The sequence below is a fragment of the Streptococcus sp. FDAARGOS_520 genome (assembly GCF_003812685.1).
Taxonomy (GTDB): domain Bacteria; phylum Bacillota; class Bacilli; order Lactobacillales; family Streptococcaceae; genus Streptococcus; species Streptococcus agalactiae.
Genome location: NZ_CP033810.1, coordinates 1731337 through 1754468, shown reverse-complemented (window position 1 = coordinate 1754468; position 23132 = coordinate 1731337). Strand labels below are relative to the sequence as shown.

Sequence of the window (23132 nt, the reverse complement as noted above, 5' to 3'; positions counted from 1 at the left end):
AATTGTTTATTTTAAAACAGCTGTCGCCAAAGCTTTCTGTATACTCACTATGTTACGGTCGTTCTTAAACTGAAGTACTTCTGCTGGTTCTATTGCTGATGATATCCAAATCTTTAACTCAGCATCTAAATCAAAATGACCACTAGTTTCCACTGTAAAACGTGATATAGAAGCATAAGGTATAGAATTATAAGAAACCTTTTTACCTGTCACCCCCTGTTTATCGACTAAAATTAAACGATAATTAGTAAAAACAATCAAATCACGAATTAAGGTATAAGCTAAATCAACCTGTTCATCTGAAATCAGAATATCAGATAACTGATTCTCGACTTTATCGGTATCCATTTGTGAAGCATTTCCCATTAATCCCGAAAAAATTCCCATGTTAATCTCCAATCTTTTCTATGTATTATAACTATTTTAGTCTAAAAAACTTAAAAAGTCACTCAAATTTGAGTGACTTTAAATTTTACATTTTTTCTTCAAGCTTCACATCAGGATACTTATCAGCAAACCAGCGAAGTGCAAAATCATTTTCAAATAGGAAAACTGGTTGGTCAAAACGATCTTTTGCTAAAATATTTCGGCTTGAAGACATGCGTTCGTCTAAATCGTCTGAGTTAATCCAACGTACAGTCTTTTTACCCATTGGTGTCATAACAACTTCAGCATTGTATTCACCTTCCATACGATGTTTAAAAACTTCAAACTGAAGTTGACCCACAGCACCCAGCATGTATTCGCCTGTCTGATAATTCTTATAAAGCTGGATTGCTCCTTCTTGTACTAATTGCTCAATACCTTTGTGGAATGATTTCTGCTTCATAACATTTTTTGCTGATACTTTCATAAATAATTCTGGGGTAAAAGTTGGTAATGGTTCAAATTCAAATTTATTTTTCCCAACTGTTAAGGTATCCCCAACTTGATAAGTTCCTGTATCATAAACCCCGATAATATCCCCAGCAACAGCATTCGTCACATTTTCACGTGATTCTGCCATAAATTGAGTAACATTGGAGAGCTTAGCACCTTTACCAGTACGTGTCAAATTAACTCCCATACCGCGCTCAAATTCACCAGAAACAATACGAACAAAAGCAATACGGTCGCGATGACGTGGGTCCATGTTAGCTTGAATTTTAAAGACAAAACCTGAAAAATCTTTAGCCAAGGGGTCAATAACATTACCTTCTGTAGTCTTGTGACCATGAGGTTCTGGAGCAAACTCCAAGAAAGTATCAAGAAAAGTCTGAACTCCAAAGTTCGTAAGGGCAGAGCCAAAGAATACTGGAGTTAGGTCACCATCAAGAATAGCTTGTTCTGAAAAGTCATTACCTGCTTCTTGAAGAAGTTCAATATCTTCTTTGACTTGTTCATAAAATGGATTATTGGCAAACAGCTGATCACCGTCTTCAATACTTGCAAAACGCTCGTCTCCCTTATAGAGTTCTAAACGTTTATTATGTAAATCATAAAGCCCTTCAAATGATTTCCCCATACCAATCGGCCAATTCATTGGATAAGAAGCAATACCTAGTACTTCTTCTAACTCTTCAAGCAAATCCAATGGCTCACGTCCATCACGGTCCAATTTATTAATAAACGTAAAAACCGGAATATTACGATGCTTAACAACTTCAAAAAGTTTTTTAGTTTGAGCCTCAATACCTTTAGCCGAATCTACAACCATGACAGCTGCATCCACAGCCATTAAGGTCCGGTATGTATCTTCCGAGAAATCCTCATGTCCAGGTGTATCCAAAATATTAACACGTTTACCCGCGTAATCAAATTGCATAACAGATGAAGTAACAGAGATACCCCGTTGCTTTTCAATATCCATCCAGTCGGACTTTGCAAAAGTACCTGATTTTTTCCCTTTTACTGTCCCTGCTTCTCTAATTTCACCACCAAAATATAATAATTGCTCAGTAATAGTCGTCTTACCAGCATCCGGGTGAGAGATGATGGCAAAAGTACGGCGTTTTTTGATTTCGTCTTGTAATGTCATATTCAATCCTTAGCTTTTATCCATTTCTTAGTATTATTTTCAGTAGTCTCAACTGAAACAATAATCTTGTCTATAACTTTATTATTATAGCGAATTTAACAACATTCTTCAAGTTCAATCTATTTCCGAAGAAAGAAGAGAAGCCTGTGTCTAAAGACCCAAGCTTCTAAAATAAATTATTTTGATCGTGATTTTTTAAGGAAGCCTAACATAATCGCTAACCCTGTTACAATAAAACCAACCAAAGTTAAAATACTAATGGCTTGATCACCAGTTTTAGGCAATTTTTTAGCTAAGGCTGTCATAGCTTTTGGCTTAGCACCTATAGCCTTAACACTTGACTTCAAACTAGAAGATTGACTTTTCGTGAACTTCTTAGGGGAATCGTCCTTTTTATTTTTAATTGGTGCTGTTGGTTTCGAAGTAGGTGGTACTGGTTTTGGAGTATCTAAGAGCTCCTTTTCCTTCTCTTGGTTCATTTCTTTATCCAATTTATCAGGAGTAACAGGTTTTTCTTTCTTAATTTGTTTATCTGTTAGAAAAACACTGACATCACTACCAACAAGGGCAGTTTTAGGCATCTCAATACCATTTACAAAAATATTGTATAACGTTCCTGCCATTAATTTATTGGCGAACCTTGCTTTGCCATCTTTTTCAGTCAAACCTTTTGCAACAATTGTCCCATTTGAATTAGTTAATGTCACTTCTTGGTTTGCTATAGTATTTCCATTAGCATCGTAAACAGTTACAACCGCTGCTTCTGCACTAAATTGAGGTGCTTTGGTACCTTTACCATCTACATAGAATGCAGCCGCTTTATGAGAGCCTGCTACATCAGTTCGAAGAGTATAGCCCTTTGATTTTCCATCAATTGAAACACTGATATTTCTTGATAATGGTAGGTTGGTAAAGATAGCTTGTCCATTATCATTCGTTTTTAAAGAAGCAAGCGCTACTGCTTTACCATCAGTAATATCAGTCAACGTTACTTCTTTTCCCTTAACAACAAGTCCATCTTTATCTAAAGCAGTGACTGTAAAGGTAAAATAATCTTTTTTAGGTGCAACATTAACATATGCACTTCTTGATTCTCCAGGTACAATATCACCAATTTTTTTCCCATCAACAAAATATTGGTAGAATGTTCCATCTAGTAAACGATCAGTAAAGCGAGTTAATCCATTGTCACCAGAAACCAAGCTAGCAATCTCACGACCAGCTTGTGTTTTTAAGGTAACTGTCCTGCCTGAAACAGGTTCAGCATTCTGGTCTCTCACTGTGATGTCTATGGTTTTTTTTGAATACGTTGGCTCATTTGTCCCTACTCCTGTTGCTGTAAAACTAGCTGCTTTACTAGAACCTGCTACGTCAGTTCGAATAGTATATCCTTTTACTTGTCCATCAACAGACACACTAAGGTTACGTTTTATAGGGAGATTATTAAAAATAGCTTGTCCGGCATCATTCGTTTTCACACTTGCAATAATTTTAGGCTGACCACTTGTCACCTCTGACAAAGTTACCAATTTTCCCGGCAAGACATGCGTCTGACTATCTACAACGGTTGCTACAAAACGGAAACCTTGTTGTGCACTTGCTGCCATTACTGGTGTCTCAGCTTTAGCGTTCACAGGTAATTGAGACGTTAATACAATACCTGATAATACCGCTACAGTTACCAAACCTAATTTGGTATTGAATGATTTATTCATTACTATTTTCCTCCAGAAAAAATATATTTCAAAAATAATTAACCGGTTAAGTTTTTATTACGTACTATATCTTAGCAGATTAATAATTAGCGGTCAATCATAAAAATAGCTAAAAATGAAAAACATTATCCAGCTATTTATTTTTTAATAGCTAGATAATATAATAATATTAAAATAATTAAGATTCTTCTGTTTTAAGACTAGCTCTCATTCTCACTTTTTGGAAAATTTGTTTAACAAATAGGACGAGAAAACTTAATAGAGTTGTCACTATAAAAAGGTTTAAAAAGGGATTTGTTATTCCTAGTATTGGTGTCTTCATCATAAAGCCATAATTCCCCCCAGTCAAGAGGTTAATAAAAATCAAAGACATATTAATGAGAAGCGTTAGTTGTATAATCAATTTTGGATTTAATTTGTCCAAATTGGACTGTGTCATCAGATGTAGTAAACTAAGGACAAATAAAGCAAAATGTCCAATAAAGAAGAAAATATTAGTCACATGTAGAAACTGGTAAGGGTAAAAGTCTGGGTGAATCATTGCCAATACTCCACCTACTACTCCTAACAATGCGAAATAATCCTTTAATATTCCAGGCCTCGCCAAGAGAACGACAAACATGCCTATTCGACAATGGTAAAGGGGAAGACTTTCAGATAAAGGCAATTTTGCCCAGAAAAACCAAGTATAAATCGTAATTAACTGAAGTCCTAAAAGGATACTCCAAATAGTTTTATACAAAGGCTTATCTCTATTAACCAAAGTCAGCCACATCAGAAAAGGTAAGACAGATAAAATCAAACTATGGATAAGTAAAGGCATCTGCGGAATCTCTGTTCTGATATTAGAAAAGAATTCTATCATTTTAGTATTATCTTTCTATCATTTTTTTACTAGATACTTAGTATATCAAATTATTTGCTATAAGACAAAACTATTTTTCAAAGAAAAAACTCTTTGGTAAAACCAAAGAATTTTAAATTAGATATATACTACACAACTTTAGTTGTTAATTTTCTTAAATATAGAGATAACAATAATCCGAATAGGAATAAAAAACCAAAAACCATTAATGTCAATTGATAGGAATTTCCCCATGAATATGTCTTTGATAACAATAGGGGCCCAAACAGACCTGCTATTGCCCATGCTGTTAAACTATAACCATGTAAAGTAGCTAATTCCTTTGTTCCAAAAATATCACTTAGATAAGCAGGTAATAAGGAAAAGCCTGCACCATAACAAGTCATTAAAATAGACATTGCTATTGCAAATACAATAGCATTGAATGACAAAAATAAACTAGAAGTCATAATAAAGTTCACAATAAATAATATTATAAAGGTCAACGGGCGTCCAATGTAGTCAGAGAGACTTGCCCATAACAGACGTCCAAAACCGTTAAATATCCCTAGTACCCCTACTAATAAGGCTGCAGATTCTGCGGAATAGCCTGCTAAATCTTGTGCCATTGGTGAAGCTGCTGATATTAAACCTAAGCCACACGAAATATTAATAAACAAAGTCAACCAAATGATGTAAAAGGTTTTTGATTTTATAGCAGCATTTGCTTTTAATCCAGTAATAATTTGTGAATTCATAGCATTCTTTTTACCGTCGTGAGTCAAAATAGTTATTTTTTCCTGAGGTGGTTGTTTAATAAATTGTGAGGCAATCATCATGACAAAAAAATATACTAATCCCAAAATATAAAATGTTTTACCTACACCAATCCTAATCATTAAGGATTGTGCAAGCGGACTTGTTACTAAAGAAGCAAAGCCAAATCCCATAATAGCGAATCCTGTTGCTAGTCCCCTCCTATCAGGAAACCATTTAATAATAGTCGATACTGGAGTAATATAACCTGAACCAAGTCCGATTCCTCCTAAAATACCGTATGCAACATACAGTAACCATAACTGCTGAGTTTCAATGGCTAAACCTGTTAACACATTCCCTGCTCCATATAAAATAGCAGAAATCATTCCCATTATCCTAGGACCAAAACGCTCTACTAAGTGTCCCATAAAAGCTGCAGACATTCCTAGACAAAAAATAGCCAAACTAAAAGCGAATGAAACTGATGAAATATCCCAACCAGTCTCTGAGATGATTGGGTTACGAAACACACTCCAAGCATAAGTTGATCCTAGCATTAAATGTAAAACGACTCCAGAAACCGCAACTACATAACGATTTAAATTTTTCAAACAATCCTCCTAAAAACGAACTTAAGTTTTATTTTTAAAAATATAGTTCGTAATAAACAGATTATCAAAAAACTGAATATATCACCAGTTTTCTGCTTAGCATATCTATTTTCCTCAATAAAACTGAATATTATTCGTGATTAAAAAACAAAAAAGTTAGGGTAACTTGTTACCCTAACACCTCTATTATCCTACTTCAAGAATATCAACTATTTTAGAAAGATTCATTGAGTTAGAACCTTTTAATAATATTTGATCTTTCTCCTTAAGAGTATCTTTTACTTTTGCAAGCAATTGATCAAACTGATCTACTTCTTGATTCTTTTTAAAGAAATACACTTTACCAATTGGGAACATCTGGCTTGCTAATTGAGCCAACCCCTCAATATCCTGGCCATAACAAATCAAAGTATCAATAGAGTCAGGTCTGATACTCATAATCATTTGATTATGTAAATCCACAGATTGTTCTCCCAGTTCTTTCATATCAGCTAAAAGAGCAATCTTCTTTCCACCATCATTATTGGGAATAGCTGAAAAGGTTTCTAGTATCAATCGCATAGCCGTTGGGTTAGCATTGTAAACATCTGATAAAATATCTGCTCCATTGGCTGATTTCTTCCATTCGGTGCGATTACGAGTTAGTTGAAGATTTTCTAGAGCATCCACTATATCTTCTTCTGCTACTGCTAATAATTTTCCAACATAGGCAGCGACCATCGCATTAGTTGCATTGTACTTACCAGGTACTGGTATACGTAATTGGTGCTCCAAAGCATTAGTTTTAAAAGTTAAGGAATGTTTTTCTTCTTTGAGTTCTGTCACTTGCAATTCTTGGTCATGACCAAAACGAATAGTCATCTGGTTTGCTGGAAGATATGGATCAATAATTGGATCTCCCGGTGCAATTAATATGCCATCTGAACTCATACCATCTGTGATTTGCATTTTCCCTTCTGCAATCTTTTCTCGACTACCAAAAAATTCTAAGTGTGCTTCACCAATCAAAGTAACAACAGCAATACGTGGTTTTGCAATTTCAGATAACACATGGATATCTCCAAGATGATCCTGTCCCATCTCCAAAATAATTTTTTCAGTATCTTCTGGCATGTGTAGCACAGTATAGGGTAAGCCAATCTCGTTATTGTAGTTTCCTTGTGTTTTATAAGTCTTATATGTGGTTGATAAGATTGCAGCTATCATATCTTTAGTTGTTGTCTTACCATTTGAGCCAGTTACTGCAATAACATCAACGTTCATCTTTTCAATATAATACTGTGCCAAGACTTGAAATGCTTTAAGTGCATCAGACACTAAAAGATAAGGATGACCCTCTATTTCCTTCTCTGAAATGGTTGCTATTGCTCCATTATCAAAAGCCATCTCTATAAACTCATGTCCATCTCTTGCTCCTTTTAAGGGAAGAAATAAGTCACCTTCACTGATATTACGACTATCAAATTCAATATTTCCCAGGGGAACGTCTTCAAACTCTGATACTTGATTTTTAGCGCCAACTACTTTAGCAACTTCATGCAAACTAAGCTTCATATCATTTCCTTTTCTATTATTTAGCAACAATGTTGTAGATAGTATGCTATCCCTTATAAACGAATATACTCCTAAATTATAACACACTTTCATAACATATCATAGATTTGAAAAAGCTCAACTAAGAAAGACTTAGTTGAACTTTTTTAAATTAAATGACTCTCACGTTTTTCAAACATTTCTTTAGCTAACATAACTAACTTTTCAATCAAATCACTATAAGTTAGCCCCATATTTTCCCAAAGCAGGGGATACATTGACCACTGAGTAAAACCGGGCATTGTATTCAGTTCGTTTAAGAAGATTTGTCCATCTTTCGTCAAAAAGAAATCACAGCGTGATAAACCACAAGCCCCGATTGCTTTAAAAGCTTTACTTGCATATTGACGCATTGCTTCCATAGTTGCTTCATCAACTTTAGCTGGAATATCCATAGTAATTTTATTATCAATATATTTGGCGTCATAGTCATAGAAATCGACGTCTTTAACGACTTCGCCAGGAAAAGTTGTCTTAACATCATTATTGCCTAAAATACCTACTTCAATTTCACGAGCTGTCACGCCTTGTTCAATCAAAATACGGCTATCATACTTGAGAGCTAAGTCAATTGCAGAGCGAAGTGAGGATTCATCTGTCGCTTTTGAAATACCTACTGATGACCCCATATTAGCCGGTTTTACAAAAATTGGGAAACTTAAAGTTTCTAAAGAGAGTTTAATCGCATGTTCCAAATCATCACCCTCAAAATAAGTTTGATATGCAACCTGAGGTACACCTACTGTTGCAAGGACTTGTTTTGTTGTAATTTTATCCATAGCCACGCTTGAAGATAGAATATTAGTCCCAACATAAGGCATCCTTAAAACTTCTAAAAATCCTTGGATAGAACCATCTTCCCCCATTGGTCCATGTAAAACGGGGAAAACAATTGCATTATCATCATAGATATCACTTGGACGAACCATTTTGTCTAAATCAACAGTTTGGTTTGTCATTAACTTTTCATCTGAAGATGGCATTTCATCAAATTCTTGTGTTTTAATAAATTGACCTACTTGCGTGATAAAATAAGTTTTAACAAAAAATTTATCATAATTAATAGCACGCATGACGCTTTCTGCAGACAGTACAGATACTTCACGTTCCGCAGAGCGACCACCGTAAAGCAAGATCAATGTTTCTTTTGACATATTTCTTCTCTTTTCTATCTAATCTAAGATTGACCTTTTAATAATACCATATTTTAACCTAACTTTCAAAAATCAATCCACTTAAAGTTAGTATTGTAAAAGAAAAAGTTAGGAGATTCCCAACCTTTTCTTTATAACAATTATAACTCTGTACGATTTTCGATTGCTCGAAGCAAGGTTACTTCATCTGCATATTCGATATCTGAACCAACAGCTAAACCTCTCGCTAATCGTGTCACTTTGATACCAGCTGGTTTTAAGACTCGTGAAATATACATTGATGTAGCTTCACCATCAGCAGTCGCATTGGTAGCAACAATAACTTCTGTCACCTGACCATCCATCAATCGAGTAATTAAACTTTTCAAATTAATGTCATCAGGGCTAATACCATTCATAGGTGAAATTAAGCCATGTAAGACATGATACAAACCATTATACTCTTGAATTTTTTCCATAGCTGACACATCTTTACTATCTTCAACAACCAAGATAACAGACTGGTCACGCGTCTTATCTGTACAAATTAAGCAAGGATCATCATCAGTCAAATTACCACAAACAGAACAATAGGTTAATTCCCGCTTAGCAGCTAATAAATTCTTAGCAAATTCATTAACATCTTCATCACTCATACCAATGGTGTAAAAAGCTAAACGTGTTGCTGTTTTAGTACCTATACCCGGTAATTTTGAAAAGCTGTCAATCAATTTAGCAATTGGTGTTGGGTAAAGCATTCAAATGTCCTCTCTTATTGTCCTGTGAACTGTGAAATATATTGATCAATCATATCTCGTGCAACTAATTGATGGGATTTTGTTGTATCAGTTGTAACATGCGGATACATTACCGCTACTGCTATTTTACGATTAGTATCGTAGGCAATAGCGTTTAAGTTGTAGGTAGAAACTGTTTGTCCATTTACATTTTTAGCAAATGTTTCAGCGGTACCAGTTTTACCACTAATGGTTGTCACATTCCCCCTCATTGACGTACCAGTTGCATAGCCACTTCCACTATTGACAACGTTATAAAAACCTTCTTGAATAATGGCTAACTCTTGATCTGAGATAGCTATCTTATTTAGTGTTTTAGGAGTGATTGAACGAACCAATTGAGCGAACTTATTAGAATCATTCCCTTCATAGATATCTGAAACCACGTGAGGTGCTAAACGATTCCCATTATTCGCAATAGTTGAGATATACTGACCAAGTTGCATTGGTGTATAGGCATCATACTGACCGAACGATTCCATTAGAGTTGTTCCTAAGCTGTATTTTCCAGGTACATAACCTTCTGATTCAGGTAAATCTAATCCTGTAGAAACCCCTAAACCATATTCGCCGTAAGTTTTCCTTAGTTTAGCCATTGCTTCTTGATAGCCTCGATCAGTTAAAGCATCTCCTGTATTATAGTCTTGTCCCATTAAACGAAGTGCTACTTGAACCATATAAGTATTAGATGAATACTCTAGCGCTTGTGCCGCAGATATTGGAGTCAAACCTCGTGTAAACCATGACCGTATATTAGCAATTTCTTGGTCATAAAGCACTTCATTTCCTCTAAGAACTTTATTTTCCCATCCTGATGATAGCGTCGCACCTTTCACAACAGATCCTGGCGTGAAATTCTTAGCAATAGTGCCTAGGCTGTCATCAACTAAATTCCCATGATCATTTTTCAGACCAGCCATTGCTAACACTTTACCAGTTGAAGGTTCTATAGCAACTGCATACATCCCTTCGGAAAAACTAGCGCGTCCACTAGATAATTCACTGCCATAGTATTGTTTCAAGATACTTTCTACTTTGTTTTGGTAATTAAGATCAATCGTTAATTTAAGATTTCTTCCTGACTTACCTTCTTGCGTAATATTATCTGAAACAACTTTACCTTTTTTATTAACAACTACTTTGCGAATTTGTCTGATTCCTTGTAAGTCATCTTCATATTGTTTTTCAAGGTAAGAAGTTCCCACTCGGTCATTCAGTGAATAGCCTTTTTTCAAATATTTTTTAACTTCTTCTCTTGGTAAACCTGCCTTTTCTGTAGAAATAGTACCTAATATATCCGATAAAGAAGTTCCTTTTTTACGACGATGCCAATTACTTGTTACAGAAATTCCTAACAGTTCCTTCTTATCAGCATCCAGTTTCTTGATTTGATCATCACTTAATTCGCCTGTACTTAATTTCACTGAACCAAACGTTGGTGTCGCATTCATTTGGTTAAATAAGGCAACCACTTTTAACTCATCTTCAGAATAGTTAATAGCGCTCACTGGAACTGCAGCAACTGCATTTGCATATACGGTTGATTCGGCTAGATGGTTACCAAATTTATCGTAACGTTTAGAATCTGGTAAACTTTCAACAACTTTTTTGTAGTTGGCTTTATCTGCTAAATAATAATCTCTCTTTGCTCTATCGCTTGAAGCAACTTCGGTTAAGGTAATGTAATGTGATAATTTATTCGCTAACTCTTTGATAGACTGAGATGAAATATTGTTTCCTCTAGAAAACGCCACAGTAGGACGTTCATCATTTTCAACTAAGACAACTCCCTTAGCATCAAAAATCTGACCTCTCGCTTTTGATTCTTTCACTGTATAACTCGTAAGAGCTGTCAGTTTTTTCATGTAAAATGATTGTTGCCCAATCTGCATTTGCTCTAAACGAAGAATTAGAACAGTAAATAATAAAACAATAATAAAAAATAGAAGATTTAATCGTCTAGGTATGCTAGCATTTTGCTTTTTTACAGTGAGACGATACCTTTTTTTACGATTCAACATTAACTCCTTGCTATAAAAACTCTGACTACTATTGTATCATAAAAATGGTTTTTTACAGACACTCAAAATGTTATAAATAATAAAAAATTCAAGCCAACTTGGCCTGAATTTTTTATATAAAGATTAGATTATTTACCTAAGTAATATTCTGAAACAAGGTTTAATTTTTCATCAAATTCGAAAACAAGTGGTGGGAAGTTAGGAATTTCAACGTCCATGATTTCATCATCTGACAATTGTTTGATATGTTTTACAAGAGCACGGATTGAGTTACCGTGTGCACCAACAAACACATTTTTACCATCTTTAAGAGCAGGAGCAATTTTATCTTCCCAGAAAGGAAGAGCACGCTCTAAAGTAACTTTTAGGTTTTCTGCATCTGGAATAACAGAATCATCTAGTGAAGCATAGCGACGATCAGTATGTGCTGAATGTTCATCATCTTTAGCCATATCTGGAGGCAATACATCATATGAACGACGCCAAATATGAACTTGCTCATCACCAAATTGTTCAGCTGCTTCTGCTTTATTTTTTCCTGTCAATCCACCGTAATGACGTTCGTTCAAGCGCCATGATTTTTCAACTGGTACCCAAAGTTGATCAGCTGCTTCAAGGGCAAGGTTAGTTGTTTTGATGGCACGTTTAAGAACTGATGTAAAAGCAAGGTCGAACTCAATACCTGCTGCTTGAATTAATTTCCCAGCATCAATAGCTTGTTGTGTACCTTTTTCTGAAAGATCTACGTCAGCCCATCCAGTGAAAAGGTTAGCTTTATTCCACTCAGATTCACCGTGGCGTGCGAATACTAATTTTACCATTAGAAAATTTCTCCTTTAATTTTGGCTATACCAATATTTACTTTAACTATTCTACAAAAAATAGCCATAAAAATCTAGTCTGATTACTAGTTCAATAATCAAAAATAGCTTATTATTAACTATCTATAAGAAAAGGCATATCACCTAGAGTGCTATGCCTTTAGATATCATGTGATTTATTTAACAAAATCTAATAAGGCAAGGAAGCTTTCTGCTTCAAGTGAAGCTCCACCTACAAGGGCACCGTCAACGTCTGGGCAAGCCATATATTCTGCAACGTTTTCAGGTTTAACTGAACCACCGTATTGAACGCGAACTTTGTCAGCAACTGCTTGACCGAAGTCTGCTGCAACAACGTCACGAACTGCTTTACACATGTTTTGTGCGTCGTCTTGAGTTGCTGATTTACCAGTACCAATAGCCCAGATTGGTTCGTAAGCGATAACAAGTGATGATACTTGCTCTTCTGACAAACCTGCAAGAGCTGCTGAAACTTGAGCACCTACGAATTCAACCGCTTTACCAGCTTCGTAAGTTTCAAGAGACTCACCGCAACAAATGATTGGAGTCAAACCATTAGCAAAGATAGCTTTTGCTTTTTTGTTGATATCTTGGTCAGTTTCATGGAAATAATCACGACGTTCTGAGTGACCGATAACAACGTAGTCTGTACCCATTTCAGCCAATACTTTAGGGCTGTTTTCACCAGTGAATGCACCTGAATTCTCAAAATAGCTATTTTGAGCAGCGATTTTCAATTCTGAACCTTTAGCTGCTTCAAGAACTGTTGATAAAGTAAGCGCTGGAGCAGCAATCCCTGCTTCAACAAGTTCTGATGATGGTAATTTAGAAGCTACTGCTTCGATGAATGCTTTTGCTTCTTCTGGATTTTTATTCATTTTCCAGTTACCAGCGATAAATGGTTTACGTGACATTACACATACCTCTTCTTTTTTTATTTACTAATCTATCATACCATAAATTATAGTTAATTAAAAGTTTCACGAGTCTAGTAAAACGCTTTAATTATAGATACTAAAAAAGAGTCCCTGAGGACTCTTCACAATTTGAGCTGTCTGACTCTAACTGCCGTTTGGGAACTTAATTAAGTTAAATTAAGCTTCGATTTCTGAAACGATACCTGAACCAACAGTACGTCCACCTTCACGGATTGAGAAAGTAGTACCTTGTTCTACGGCGATTGGGTGAATCAATTCAACTTCGATAGTAACGTTATCACCAGGCATAACCATTTCTGTTCCTGCTGGAAGTTCGATTGAACCTGTTACGTCAGTTGTACGGAAGTAGAATTGTGGACGGTAGTTGTTGAAGAATGGAGTATGACGTCCACCTTCTTCTTTAGAAAGGATGTAAACTTCACCTTTAAATTTAGTGTGTGGGTTGATTGAACCTGGTTTAGCAAGAACTTGACCACGTTCGATTTCATCACGTTGAACACCACGAAGAAGAACACCAACGTTGTCCCCTGCAAGACCTTCGTCAAGTTGTTTACGGAACATTTCAACACCAGTAACAACTGCTTTTTGGATATCTTCTTTAATACCAACGATTTCAACTTCGTCGTTGACACGAACAGTACCACGGTCGATACGTCCTGAAGCAACTGTACCACGTCCAGTGATTGAGAATACATCTTCAACTGGAAGAAGTAAAGGTTTGTCAGTATCACGTTCTGGTTCTGGAATGTACTCATCAACAGTGCTCATCAATTCCATGATGATGTCTTCGTATTTTTCGTCGCCTTCAAGTGCTTTAAGAGCTGAACCTTGGATAACTGGAAGGTCATCACCTGGGAAGTCGTATTCTGAAAGAAGGTCACGAATTTCCATTTCAACCAATTCAAGCAATTCTTCATCATCAACAAGGTCAACTTTGTTCATGAATACGATAAGGTGTTTAACACCAACTTGACGTGAAAGAAGGATGTGCTCACGAGTTTGTGGCATTGGTCCATCAGTTGAAGCAACTACAAGGATAGCTCCGTCCATTTGAGCAGCACCAGTGATCATGTTTTTAACGTAGTCCGCGTGTCCTGGAGCGTCGATGTGGGCATAGTGACGTTTTTCAGTTTCGTACTCAACGTGTGCAGTGTTGATTGTGATTCCGCGTTCGCGCTCTTCTGGAGCAGCATCGATAGAAGCGTAATCTTTTGGTTGGTTAACTGAAGTAGGCAAGCGACGTGCCAATACAGTTGTGATAGCTGCTGTTAAAGTAGTTTTACCGTGGTCAACGTGTCCGATTGTACCAATGTTAACGTGTGGTTTACTACGATCGTATTTTTCTTTTGCCATTTTAGGAAAAGCCTCCAATAAAATATATTTTATAGATAGACGGTAGGCAATACAGTCTAACTTTACTTATCTATTTTAACAAAATCCTCTAAAAAAGCAAGTATTTTATGCTTTTTTGCTTATTTCTTTATTTCCTTAAAATTCGGGTAAGATTGATTGAGGCATTTGTTATCTCTTATATGTATTTTTTAGTAGTTATCATATAATCATATTGTTAAATACATCCTAATTTATAGTATTAGAATATTAATAGACACTTCTTTTCTTCAAATATCTTCTCTCTATTAATTAGAGTTTAAATTTCAAAAAATACAAAAATCGAGATAAAAATCTCGATTTTTGTTTGGATGATTATTTAAAGGCATCAAGGTTGATTATTTTTTCATTTTTTTCTTGTGGCTTATATTGCTCTTCTGCTTCTTTCATTATGAGTTCCTTTTTCTCGTTAGCATCAATATTAAGCACGAATCCGATAGCTACAGAAAGTACCAAGAGGCTGTTCCCTCCTTGGGATAAGAAAGGAAATGTCACTCCAGTTGAGGGGATTAACCCAGAAATACCACCAATGTTAACAAAAACTTGCATCAATAGCATTGCTCCAATACCAAGAGCGATCATTGAGTTGAAAGGATCTTTAGCCTTTATACCTACGTGCATAATACGTAAAATTAAGAAGAAAACCAAAGCTAAAATAAACCCTGCACCAATAACTCCTAATTCCTCAATAACAATTGAAAAGACAAAGTCTGTTGTTGCTTCTGGTAAGTACCCTAATTTTTCAATAGAATTCCCAAGTCCTCGACCAAACCAGCCACCGTTGCTCATTGCATAATACGAATTAGCCAACTGGTGTCCTGAATCTGTTAAATCTTTAAATGGGTCAAAAAAAGCATTAAATCGCTTAGCTACATAACCAAAGACAGGGACTTTAGCCATTGTCTCAACTCCAACAACTGCAATAGTTCCGATAAATAAAGTTGACCCCACGACGATTAGACCAAGTAAAGCTGAAAACCATCGATAACCAATACCACTAATACAGTACATAATAATGACCGTTAGAACAATTATCGAACCATTTCCTAAATCAGGTTGTGCAATTACCAAACCAATCATAAATAAAGAATAAAATCGCCAATCTTTTAGGTCGCTTAGTGATCTCGGAAGCCATCTCCCTTTTGTCAAAGCTTGATAATCATATATTTCTATCTTTTTTTGCCTTCGAGCAAAAGTAAACGCTAAATACCATACAATGATAACTTTTAAATATTCAGCAGGTTGAAAACTAATAGGACCAATAACAATCCAACCATGTGCTCCATTAACTTCTTGTGTAAAAAAGCGCGCTATTAGTAGTAAAAATACTTCTACCAATACTGCCATAGTCAACACTTTAGAATTTTTCAAAAAATTTAGTTTCAGTTTATAGATAAAGATAATTGCAACCAAACTGACTGCCCAAAAGACACCCTGGTTGATTACTGAACGAAAAGGGTTAGCTCCAAGCTGAATTAGAGTTGCACTAGTTGTCGAATAAATTACAATTAAGCCTAGAATAGACAATATCAAATAGGGAATGAGGATGGAATAATTCAGAAGATGCCTTTTATCAATTTTCATATTGTATTATTTCCTTTAATATATCAAAAAATTACCATTATGCATTATATCATCTTTCGAAGTAAAGTAAAAGGGAGAATAGCAATGATCCTCCCTCTATCAATATTAACCTGAATTTCGTAAACCTGTTGCAATACCATTAATAGTAATATGAATCAACTTCTCATAGTCTTCATCTAGTTGGTTACTACGAAGACGTTTAATCAATTCAATTTGAACATAATTCAAAACATTGAAATATGGCAAACGATAATCTAAACTTGCATGTAACATTGGGTTTTCTTCTAATAAATTATCATGCTGTTCAATAGCTAAAATCATATCTTTAGTTAACTGCCATTCATTAAGGATGATATTAAAAACATCTCGAACTTCTTTACTTCCAGCTAACTGAGCATACTGAAGCGCAATATTCATATTTGATTTTGATAAAACCATATCTACATTAGATAAAAGAGAATTAAAGAATGGCCATTTTTGATACATGGTTTGTAATTTTGCTAAGTTTGCCTCATCTTGTTCAATAAAGTGCTTGAAGGCTGATCCAACACCATACCATCCTGGAAACATAATACGATTTTGTGACCATGAAAATACCCATGGAATTGCACGTAAACCTGAAATTTCTGTAATTGTTTTACGTGCTGCTGGCCGAGAACCAATATTTAAACTTGATACCTCTTTAATTGGACTTGCTTCAAAGAAATAGTCATAGAAATAAGGATTATCAAAAACTAAATTTCTATAAACGGCATTACTTTCAGACACAATACCATCCATTGTCTCACGGAAATTATCAATTTCATTAGGGTTAGTAATCATACGTGTTACCATGCGGTCTATGGAAGCTGAAATAAGCATTTCAAGGTTATAATAGGCTGCATCTTGATTACCATATTTATTCTCAATGATTTCACCTTGCTCTGTTAGGCGAATTCGATCTTTGATTGAACCAAAAGGTTGTGATGTGATAGCTTCATAAGATGGACCACCACCACGACCAACAGTTCCACCACGACCGTGGAAAAATGTGATTTTAATACCGTTTTCTTCACCTATTTTTGTTAGCTCATTTTGAGCTTTATATAGAGTCCAACCAGATGATAAATAGCCACCATCTTTATTACTATCTGAATAACCTAGCATTATTTCTTGATAATTGTTGTTAGTAGCAATCCATTTTTTAACTAATTCATAATGTAGATACTGGGTCATAATATCACGTGAATTATCCAAATCTTCGATGGTTTCAAATAACGGTACAATCTGAATACGAGCTTGATTGGCATCAATTAGTCCAACTTCTTTTAACATGATAGCTAACTCAAACATATCCGAAACGCTCTCTGTGTGAGAAATGATATGCTGGTTTATAATGTCTTCACCCAATTGATCTTTTAACTCACGTGCTGTTTGGAAAATAGCCAATTCTTTTTGAAGTAACTCGGATTTAGGAGCATGCGTAGAAGATAATGTTCTAGGATCTTCTGTTAATTCTTTTAAGAGAAGTTGACATTTTTCTTCTTCTGAAAGAGAACTGTAATCATCTACAATATTGGCAGACTTCAATAATTCTGCTACACAAGCTTCATTAATACTAGAATCTTGACGCATATCAATAGTAGCTAAATAAAATCCAAAGATATCTACTGCTTGAATAAGACAAGCTAATTCGCCATCAACAAGAGAATCTTGTCCATATTGAACTAAAGATTGCTTCACAAGTAACAAATCTTGTTTAAACTCCTCAGCAGTAGCGTATGCTGGTAGTTCTTCTGTCTGTATGTCAGAAGCTACTTGAGCGATATGTGATTTTATATACCTTCCTACAATATCAGAAGATTCTTGGCGACTAACAAATTTCTCTTTTGGGGAAGAACCAACTTTTAAATTTAGTAGGGTTTGTACCAGTTTATCTTGGATAAAATTGAAAGCTTTACGGTAAGGTTCATTTTCCCTATATACCGAATTATCTTGTGACTGGTTTGCCAATGTAACAAGTTCGGGAGAGACTTCAGTTAGATTTATTGAAAGTGACATATTACGATAAAGTTCATTTAGCTGCTCAATATAATGGTTAATAATCACTTCACTTTGTACCATAGCTGATAATCTTAGTGTCTCAGCAGTTACAAAGGGATTGCCATCTCTATCACCACCAATCCACATCCCCATAGTCAGAGGCTTAGGATTCTCCAAGTGAATACCTTTTTTAGCTGCCAGTGCCTTATATTCTGCTGTTAATTTGGTAACTGCTTTAATAAGAGAACGGTTGTAATATTCCATTACATTGGTTATCTCATTTTTGACTTTCAATTTTTTCTCGCGAATAGTGTCTGTTTGCATGATAATGCCGATGTAACGACGCAAGTCAGCATACCATTTTTCTTGATTCACGATTCCTGCCTTGACATCTCTGTATTTACGTAATAAATCATGAATCTTAGACGTTAATTCGAGCACCGTTTTACGCTGCACCTGAGTAGGATGAGCTGTTAGCACAGGCACAACATTGACGTGTTCAAGAATATCTTTAGCATTTTCATGGCCAGCTACAACATCAATAGTCGTTGATAACTTTCCTAGGTAATCTTGGTTAAGATTATTTTTATAATTAATTTCATATGCTAAATCAACGTCTTCTGAAATATTAATTAAGAGCGGCAAAATAGAGAAGTAACGAGAAACAATAACCATCTCCTCGTTGCTTAAAGCCGAAATAGTTTCCTTCAGACCAGTATAATCGTCAGTTAATGATAATGAAACTATTTTTTCAATCTTGTCAAATGATTCACTACCAATCAATTTTTGCGTTGCTTCATCCAAAAGCTGCTTCAGTAAACCGACCTCTTCGGTAATGATTTCTTTATTGCTACTACTTTCTAATTTCGGGTGGGACAAACCATCACTTCCTCTCTTAAATCTCACTACTATGATACCATTTTAAAGTAAAAAGTAAACCATTCTAGGATTTTTAGATAGAATTTTCAGATTTTTACTTATTTATGACAGTAATCAGTTTTTCTTGTTCGACTTTTTTGATATACTGAGGATAATTGAGATTAACTGATTAATTGTTAATTAACAACTATTATTAAAGGAGTATCGCATGAAACTTAAAAAACGCTCTGAATTCCCTGAAAATGAACTTTGGGATCTGACTGCTCTCTACAAAGATCGTCAAGATTTTTTACTGGCTATTGAAAAAGCTCTTGAGGATATCAAGGTTTTCAAAAAAAATTACGAGGGAAAACTTAATTGTGTTGAGGATTTTACTAGTGCCCTTATGGAAATCGAGCATATTTATATCCAGATGAGTCACATTGATACGTATGCTTTTATGCCTCAAACTACTGACTTTAGCAACGAAGAGTTTGCACAAATTTCTCAAGCAGGATCAGACTTCGCAACTAAAGCTAATGTACTACTTTCTTTCTTTAATACTGCCCTAGCAAATGCAGATATAAAGATTTTAGATTCTTTAGAAAATAACCCTCATTTCAAAGCAACTATTCGCCAAGCTAAAATTCAAAAGCAACACTTATTAAGTCCAGAAGTCGAAAAAGCTTTGACAAACTTAAATGAAGTCCTAAATACACCATATGATATTTATACTAAAATGCGTGCTGGCGATTTTGATATGGAAGATTTTGAAGTTGACGGAAAAACCTACAAAAATAGTTTTGTAACTTATGAAAATTACTTTCAAAATCACGAAAATGCAGAGATACGTGAAAAATCCTTCCGTTCATTCTCGAAAGGTCTACGTAAGCACCAAAATGCTGCAGCTGCGGCTTATCTTGCAAAAGTCAAATCTGAAAAGTTAATTGCTGATATGCGTGGTTACGATAGTGTTTTTGATTATCTTCTTTCCGAACAAGAAGTTGACCGTTCAATGTTTGACAGACAAATTGATCTTATCATGGATGAATTTGGTCCAGTAGCTCAACGATTCCTCAAACATATCGCCGATGTTAATGGTATTGAAAAGATGACTTTTGCAGATTGGAAATTAGACATTGATAACGAACTTAATCCCGAAGTAAGTATCAATGATGCTTATGACTTAGTAATGAAATCAGTTGCTCCTTTAGGAAAAGAATATTCTCAAGAGGTTGAGCGCTATCAAAAAGAGCGTTGGGTTGATTTTGCAGCTAACGCTAATAAAGATTCTGGAGGATATGCTGCGGATCCTTACAAAGTTCATCCCTATGTACTCATGAGCTGGACGGGGCGTATGAGCGATGTCTACACACTTATTCATGAGATTGGACATTCTGGTCAATTTATCTTCTCAGATAATCACCAAAGTTTTTTCAATACTCACATGTCCACTTACTATGTTGAAGCTCCATCTACTTTTAACGAACTTTTACTTAGTGACTACTTAGAAAACCAATTTGATACAGCACGTCAAAAACGCTTTGCTCTTGCACATCGCTTAACTGATACTTACTTCCACAATTTCATTACTCACTTACTTGAAGCTGCTTTCCAACGTAAAGTTTACACTCTAATTGAGGAGGGAGGAACTTTTGGAGCAGAACAATTAAATGCTATTATGAAGGAAGTATTAACACAATTCTGGGGAGATGCTATTGAAATAGATGACGATGCCGCTTTGACATGGATGAGACAAGCTCATTACTACATGGGGCTCTATAGCTATACTTACTCTGCTGGATTAGTAATCTCGACAGCCGGCTATCTCAATCTCAAAAATAATCCAAACGGAGCAAAAGAGTGGTTAGCATTCTTGAAATCTGGTGGGAGCCGTACCCCTTTAGAAACAGCTCTATTAATCAGTGCTGATATTTCTACTGATAAGCCTCTGCGCGATACTATTAATTTCTTATCTAACACTGTAGACCAAATTATTAATTACAGTAATCTTATTGAGCAAGGCTAAACTACAGCCTTTCAAAAACATAAAAACAAGTTGGAGATATCTCCAACTTGTTTTTATCTTATTTTTTGTAAACTTCCTGATAAAATTCAATTTTGTCATTCTTTTTAACTTTAATTTGGTTTGCTGCCTTAGGAGCTAATTTATTATTGACCTTGAACATCCAATAAAGCCCTTTGGTTTCATCTTGGCTGATGCCATCAATTGAAGTAATGAAACCATCTTTTTCTTTAACTTTATAGTTAGCTTTAAGCACATCCAAAACAGTATCACCTTTATGGTAAACAACCTTTTCACTTAACACGTTCGTATCTTCTTTAACCACCAATTCAACCTTACCAACTTCTAACGTTGAGCTAGTTGTTGTCTTATTCGATGTAGATGGTTGCCCGCAAGCTACTAAAGTTGTAGCGAATACTGTTAGCAAGAATAATTTAATGTATTTTTTCATTCCTAAATCTCCTTAAAATCGGTAACAAAAGAGGATAAAATAAACAAGTTGATAAAGCGTGTGCCATATTAAAACTAAGTCCTGCTAATACATAAGTCCACCAAGGCATATGATATAACCAAGCAAAACAGGTATCAATAATGACGCCATAAACAACCCCTAACCCTCCTGCAAAGAAAGTTTGAAGTACTACCTCCGTTATTTTACCAAAACATACAGCTTTTGTCAGCGGATATATCAGAAATTTCCACAAGCATAAAATTAAAGTGAAGGAAATGATTTGCAAAAAGACCCATGGCCCAAAGCCCATTAAAAAAGAAGAAACTAGCATTGTTATAGTTACAGTAGCTACACCTTCTTTTAAATCGAATAAGACAACTGTAATCAAAAAAATGGCAGTAATTGGCTGAATGTTAGGCAGAGGCGCAAAAGCATATCTCAACACAACACACAAAGCAGATAATATAGCGACTCTAGTCAATTTAGTTAAAGTTGAATTCTTTATCATGTCTTTAATTATACCTCAAAACTATGACTACCGCTTAAAAGTCTTTTTTATTACAATTTCATTTCTAATGTTACATAAACGACCTCTTTTTTAAAAGAACGTAAATAAGCCTGTAAACTTTGATTTTTTAAACCTTTTAAGTTACAATATCAATAATGAGAAGAAGAATTAAACCTATTGTTGTTGCGGTTTTTTTCAGTTTATTTGGACTTTTATTAATTATTGGTCATTTACATTCGACAAATACTTTGAAAAAAGAATTAGTTGAAGCTAAAAAGACAATTCCATCCGTAAAAGCTTCAAAAGTACCGCAAAAATCAACATCATCGAAAGATAAAGAGTTTGTTCTTAAACCGATTATCGATGTCTCTGGTTGGCAACTTCCTAAGGAGATTGATTACGATACGCTTTCAAAAAATATTTCAGGTGTTGTTATTCGTGTCTTTGGTGGATCAAAGATATCTAAGACTAATAACGCTGCTTATACAACTGGAATCGATAAATCGTTTAAGACCCATATCAAAGAATTTCAAAAGCGAAATATCCCAGTAGCTGTCTACAGTTATGCACTTGGTTCAAGTGTTAAAGAAATGAAAGAAGAGGCTCAGATATTTTATAAGAATGCAGCTCCTTACAAACCAACTTTTTATTGGATTGACGTAGAAGAGGAGACAATGTCTAACATGAATAAAGGTGTCCAAGCATTCCGAAAAGAATTAAAAAGACTTGGTGCTAAAAATGTTGGTATCTACATTGGTACTTACTTTATGACTGAGCAAGGCATCTCTGTAAAAGGATTTGACGCTGTTTGGATTCCAACTTATGGTAGCGATTCTGGATACTATGAAGCGGCTCCGCAAACTGAACTTAAATACGATTTACACCAATACACCTCTCAAGGTTATCTACCAGGATTCAATCAACCGCTTGATTTAAATCAAATTGCAGTTAATAAAGACAAGAAGAAAACTTATGAGAAACTTTTTGGAAAAGTAAAAGAGTAAAAGCTACTGTTAACAGTAGC

General features: G+C 35.1%; 18 protein-coding genes. 2 read left to right on the top strand and 16 right to left on the bottom strand.

Going from position 1 to position 23132, the window contains the following annotated elements; genetic code table 11:
* Window positions 1-6 precede the first annotated feature (6 nt).
* The 14 genes from EGX96_RS09400 to ppc all read right to left on the bottom strand — a co-directional run bounded on the left by EGX96_RS09400 (window position 7) and on the right by ppc (window position 19144).
* Complete coding sequence (locus EGX96_RS09400) at window positions 7-387, bottom strand: PH domain-containing protein (protein ID WP_000510901.1); 381 nt, start codon at window positions 385-387, stop codon at window positions 7-9.
* Window positions 388-472: 85 nt separating this feature from the next.
* Window positions 473-2017, bottom strand: coding sequence for a peptide chain release factor 3 (locus EGX96_RS09395; RefSeq protein ID WP_000174832.1), 1545 nt, complete (start codon window positions 2015-2017; stop codon window positions 473-475).
* Window positions 2018-2193: 176 nt separating this feature from the next.
* Complete coding sequence (locus tag EGX96_RS09390) at window positions 2194-3732, bottom strand: LPXTG cell wall anchor domain-containing protein (protein ID WP_001043090.1); 1539 nt, start codon at window positions 3730-3732, stop codon at window positions 2194-2196.
* 178 nt (window positions 3733-3910) lie between these two features.
* Window positions 3911-4597, bottom strand: coding sequence for a YwaF family protein (locus tag EGX96_RS09385; RefSeq protein ID WP_000569006.1), 687 nt, complete (start codon window positions 4595-4597; stop codon window positions 3911-3913).
* Window positions 4598-4725: 128 nt separating this feature from the next.
* The gene (locus tag EGX96_RS09380) at window positions 4726-5946 is read right to left on the bottom strand and encodes an L-lactate MFS transporter (protein ID WP_000793481.1); all 1221 of its coding nucleotides are present in this window, start codon (window positions 5944-5946) and stop codon (window positions 4726-4728) included.
* A gap of 186 nt (window positions 5947-6132) precedes the next feature.
* Window positions 6133-7500, bottom strand: a complete 1368-nt coding sequence (locus EGX96_RS09375) for a UDP-N-acetylmuramoyl-tripeptide--D-alanyl-D-alanine ligase (protein ID WP_000777517.1) — start codon at window positions 7498-7500, stop codon at window positions 6133-6135.
* A gap of 146 nt (window positions 7501-7646) precedes the next feature.
* Window positions 7647-8693, bottom strand: a complete 1047-nt coding sequence (locus EGX96_RS09370) for a D-alanine--D-alanine ligase (protein ID WP_000032513.1) — start codon at window positions 8691-8693, stop codon at window positions 7647-7649.
* 140 nt (window positions 8694-8833) lie between these two features.
* Entirely contained in the window at window positions 8834-9430 is a 597-nt protein-coding gene (gene recR / locus EGX96_RS09365; protein ID WP_000966735.1) for a recombination mediator RecR, read from the bottom strand.
* 14 nt (window positions 9431-9444) lie between these two features.
* Window positions 9445-11490, bottom strand: coding sequence for a penicillin-binding protein PBP2B (pbp2b, locus tag EGX96_RS09360; protein ID WP_000934666.1), 2046 nt, complete (start codon window positions 11488-11490; stop codon window positions 9445-9447).
* A 128-nt stretch (window positions 11491-11618) separates the two neighbouring features.
* Entirely contained in the window at window positions 11619-12311 is a 693-nt protein-coding gene (locus tag EGX96_RS09355; RefSeq protein ID WP_000240135.1) for a phosphoglycerate mutase, read from the bottom strand.
* Between the two features lie 176 nt (window positions 12312-12487).
* Window positions 12488-13246 carry a triose-phosphate isomerase gene (gene tpiA, locus EGX96_RS09350; RefSeq protein ID WP_000087883.1) on the bottom strand — a complete coding sequence of 253 codons (759 nt, stop codon included), beginning with the start codon at window positions 13244-13246 and terminating at the stop codon, window positions 12488-12490.
* A 180-nt stretch (window positions 13247-13426) separates the two neighbouring features.
* Window positions 13427-14623, bottom strand: coding sequence for an elongation factor Tu (tuf, locus tag EGX96_RS09345; RefSeq protein ID WP_001040730.1), 1197 nt, complete (start codon window positions 14621-14623; stop codon window positions 13427-13429).
* A 351-nt stretch (window positions 14624-14974) separates the two neighbouring features.
* On the bottom strand, window positions 14975-16243 hold the full coding sequence (ftsW, locus tag EGX96_RS09340; protein ID WP_000687014.1) for a cell division peptidoglycan polymerase FtsW: 1269 nt from the start codon (window positions 16241-16243) through the stop codon (window positions 14975-14977).
* Between the two features lie 105 nt (window positions 16244-16348).
* On the bottom strand, window positions 16349-19144 hold the full coding sequence (gene ppc, locus EGX96_RS09335; protein ID WP_000019267.1) for a phosphoenolpyruvate carboxylase: 2796 nt from the start codon (window positions 19142-19144) through the stop codon (window positions 16349-16351).
* A gap of 208 nt (window positions 19145-19352) precedes the next feature.
* Between ppc and pepF the strand changes: the two genes are divergently transcribed.
* Window positions 19353-21152 (top strand): oligoendopeptidase F, encoded by a 1800-nt coding sequence (gene pepF, locus EGX96_RS09330; RefSeq protein ID WP_000768691.1) that lies wholly within the window; start codon window positions 19353-19355, stop codon window positions 21150-21152.
* Window positions 21153-21210: 58 nt separating this feature from the next.
* Here the strand turns inward: pepF and EGX96_RS09325 are convergent, their stop codons facing one another.
* Both EGX96_RS09325 and EGX96_RS09320 read right to left on the bottom strand, forming a co-directional pair.
* A complete protein-coding gene (locus tag EGX96_RS09325; RefSeq protein ID WP_000759944.1) occupies window positions 21211-21600 on the bottom strand; it encodes a DUF4430 domain-containing protein in 390 nt (129 codons plus the stop codon).
* The gene (locus tag EGX96_RS09320) at window positions 21584-22108 is read right to left on the bottom strand and encodes an ECF transporter S component (RefSeq protein WP_000594806.1); all 525 of its coding nucleotides are present in this window, start codon (window positions 22106-22108) and stop codon (window positions 21584-21586) included. Before EGX96_RS09320 ends, EGX96_RS09325 begins: the two co-directional genes overlap by 17 nt.
* Window positions 22109-22263: 155 nt before the next feature.
* Here EGX96_RS09320 and EGX96_RS09315 point away from each other — a divergent pair, with 155 nt between their 5' ends.
* A complete protein-coding gene (locus EGX96_RS09315) occupies window positions 22264-23112 on the top strand; it encodes a glycoside hydrolase family 25 protein (RefSeq protein WP_001254339.1) in 849 nt (282 codons plus the stop codon).
* Window positions 23113-23132: the final 20 nt, after the last annotated feature.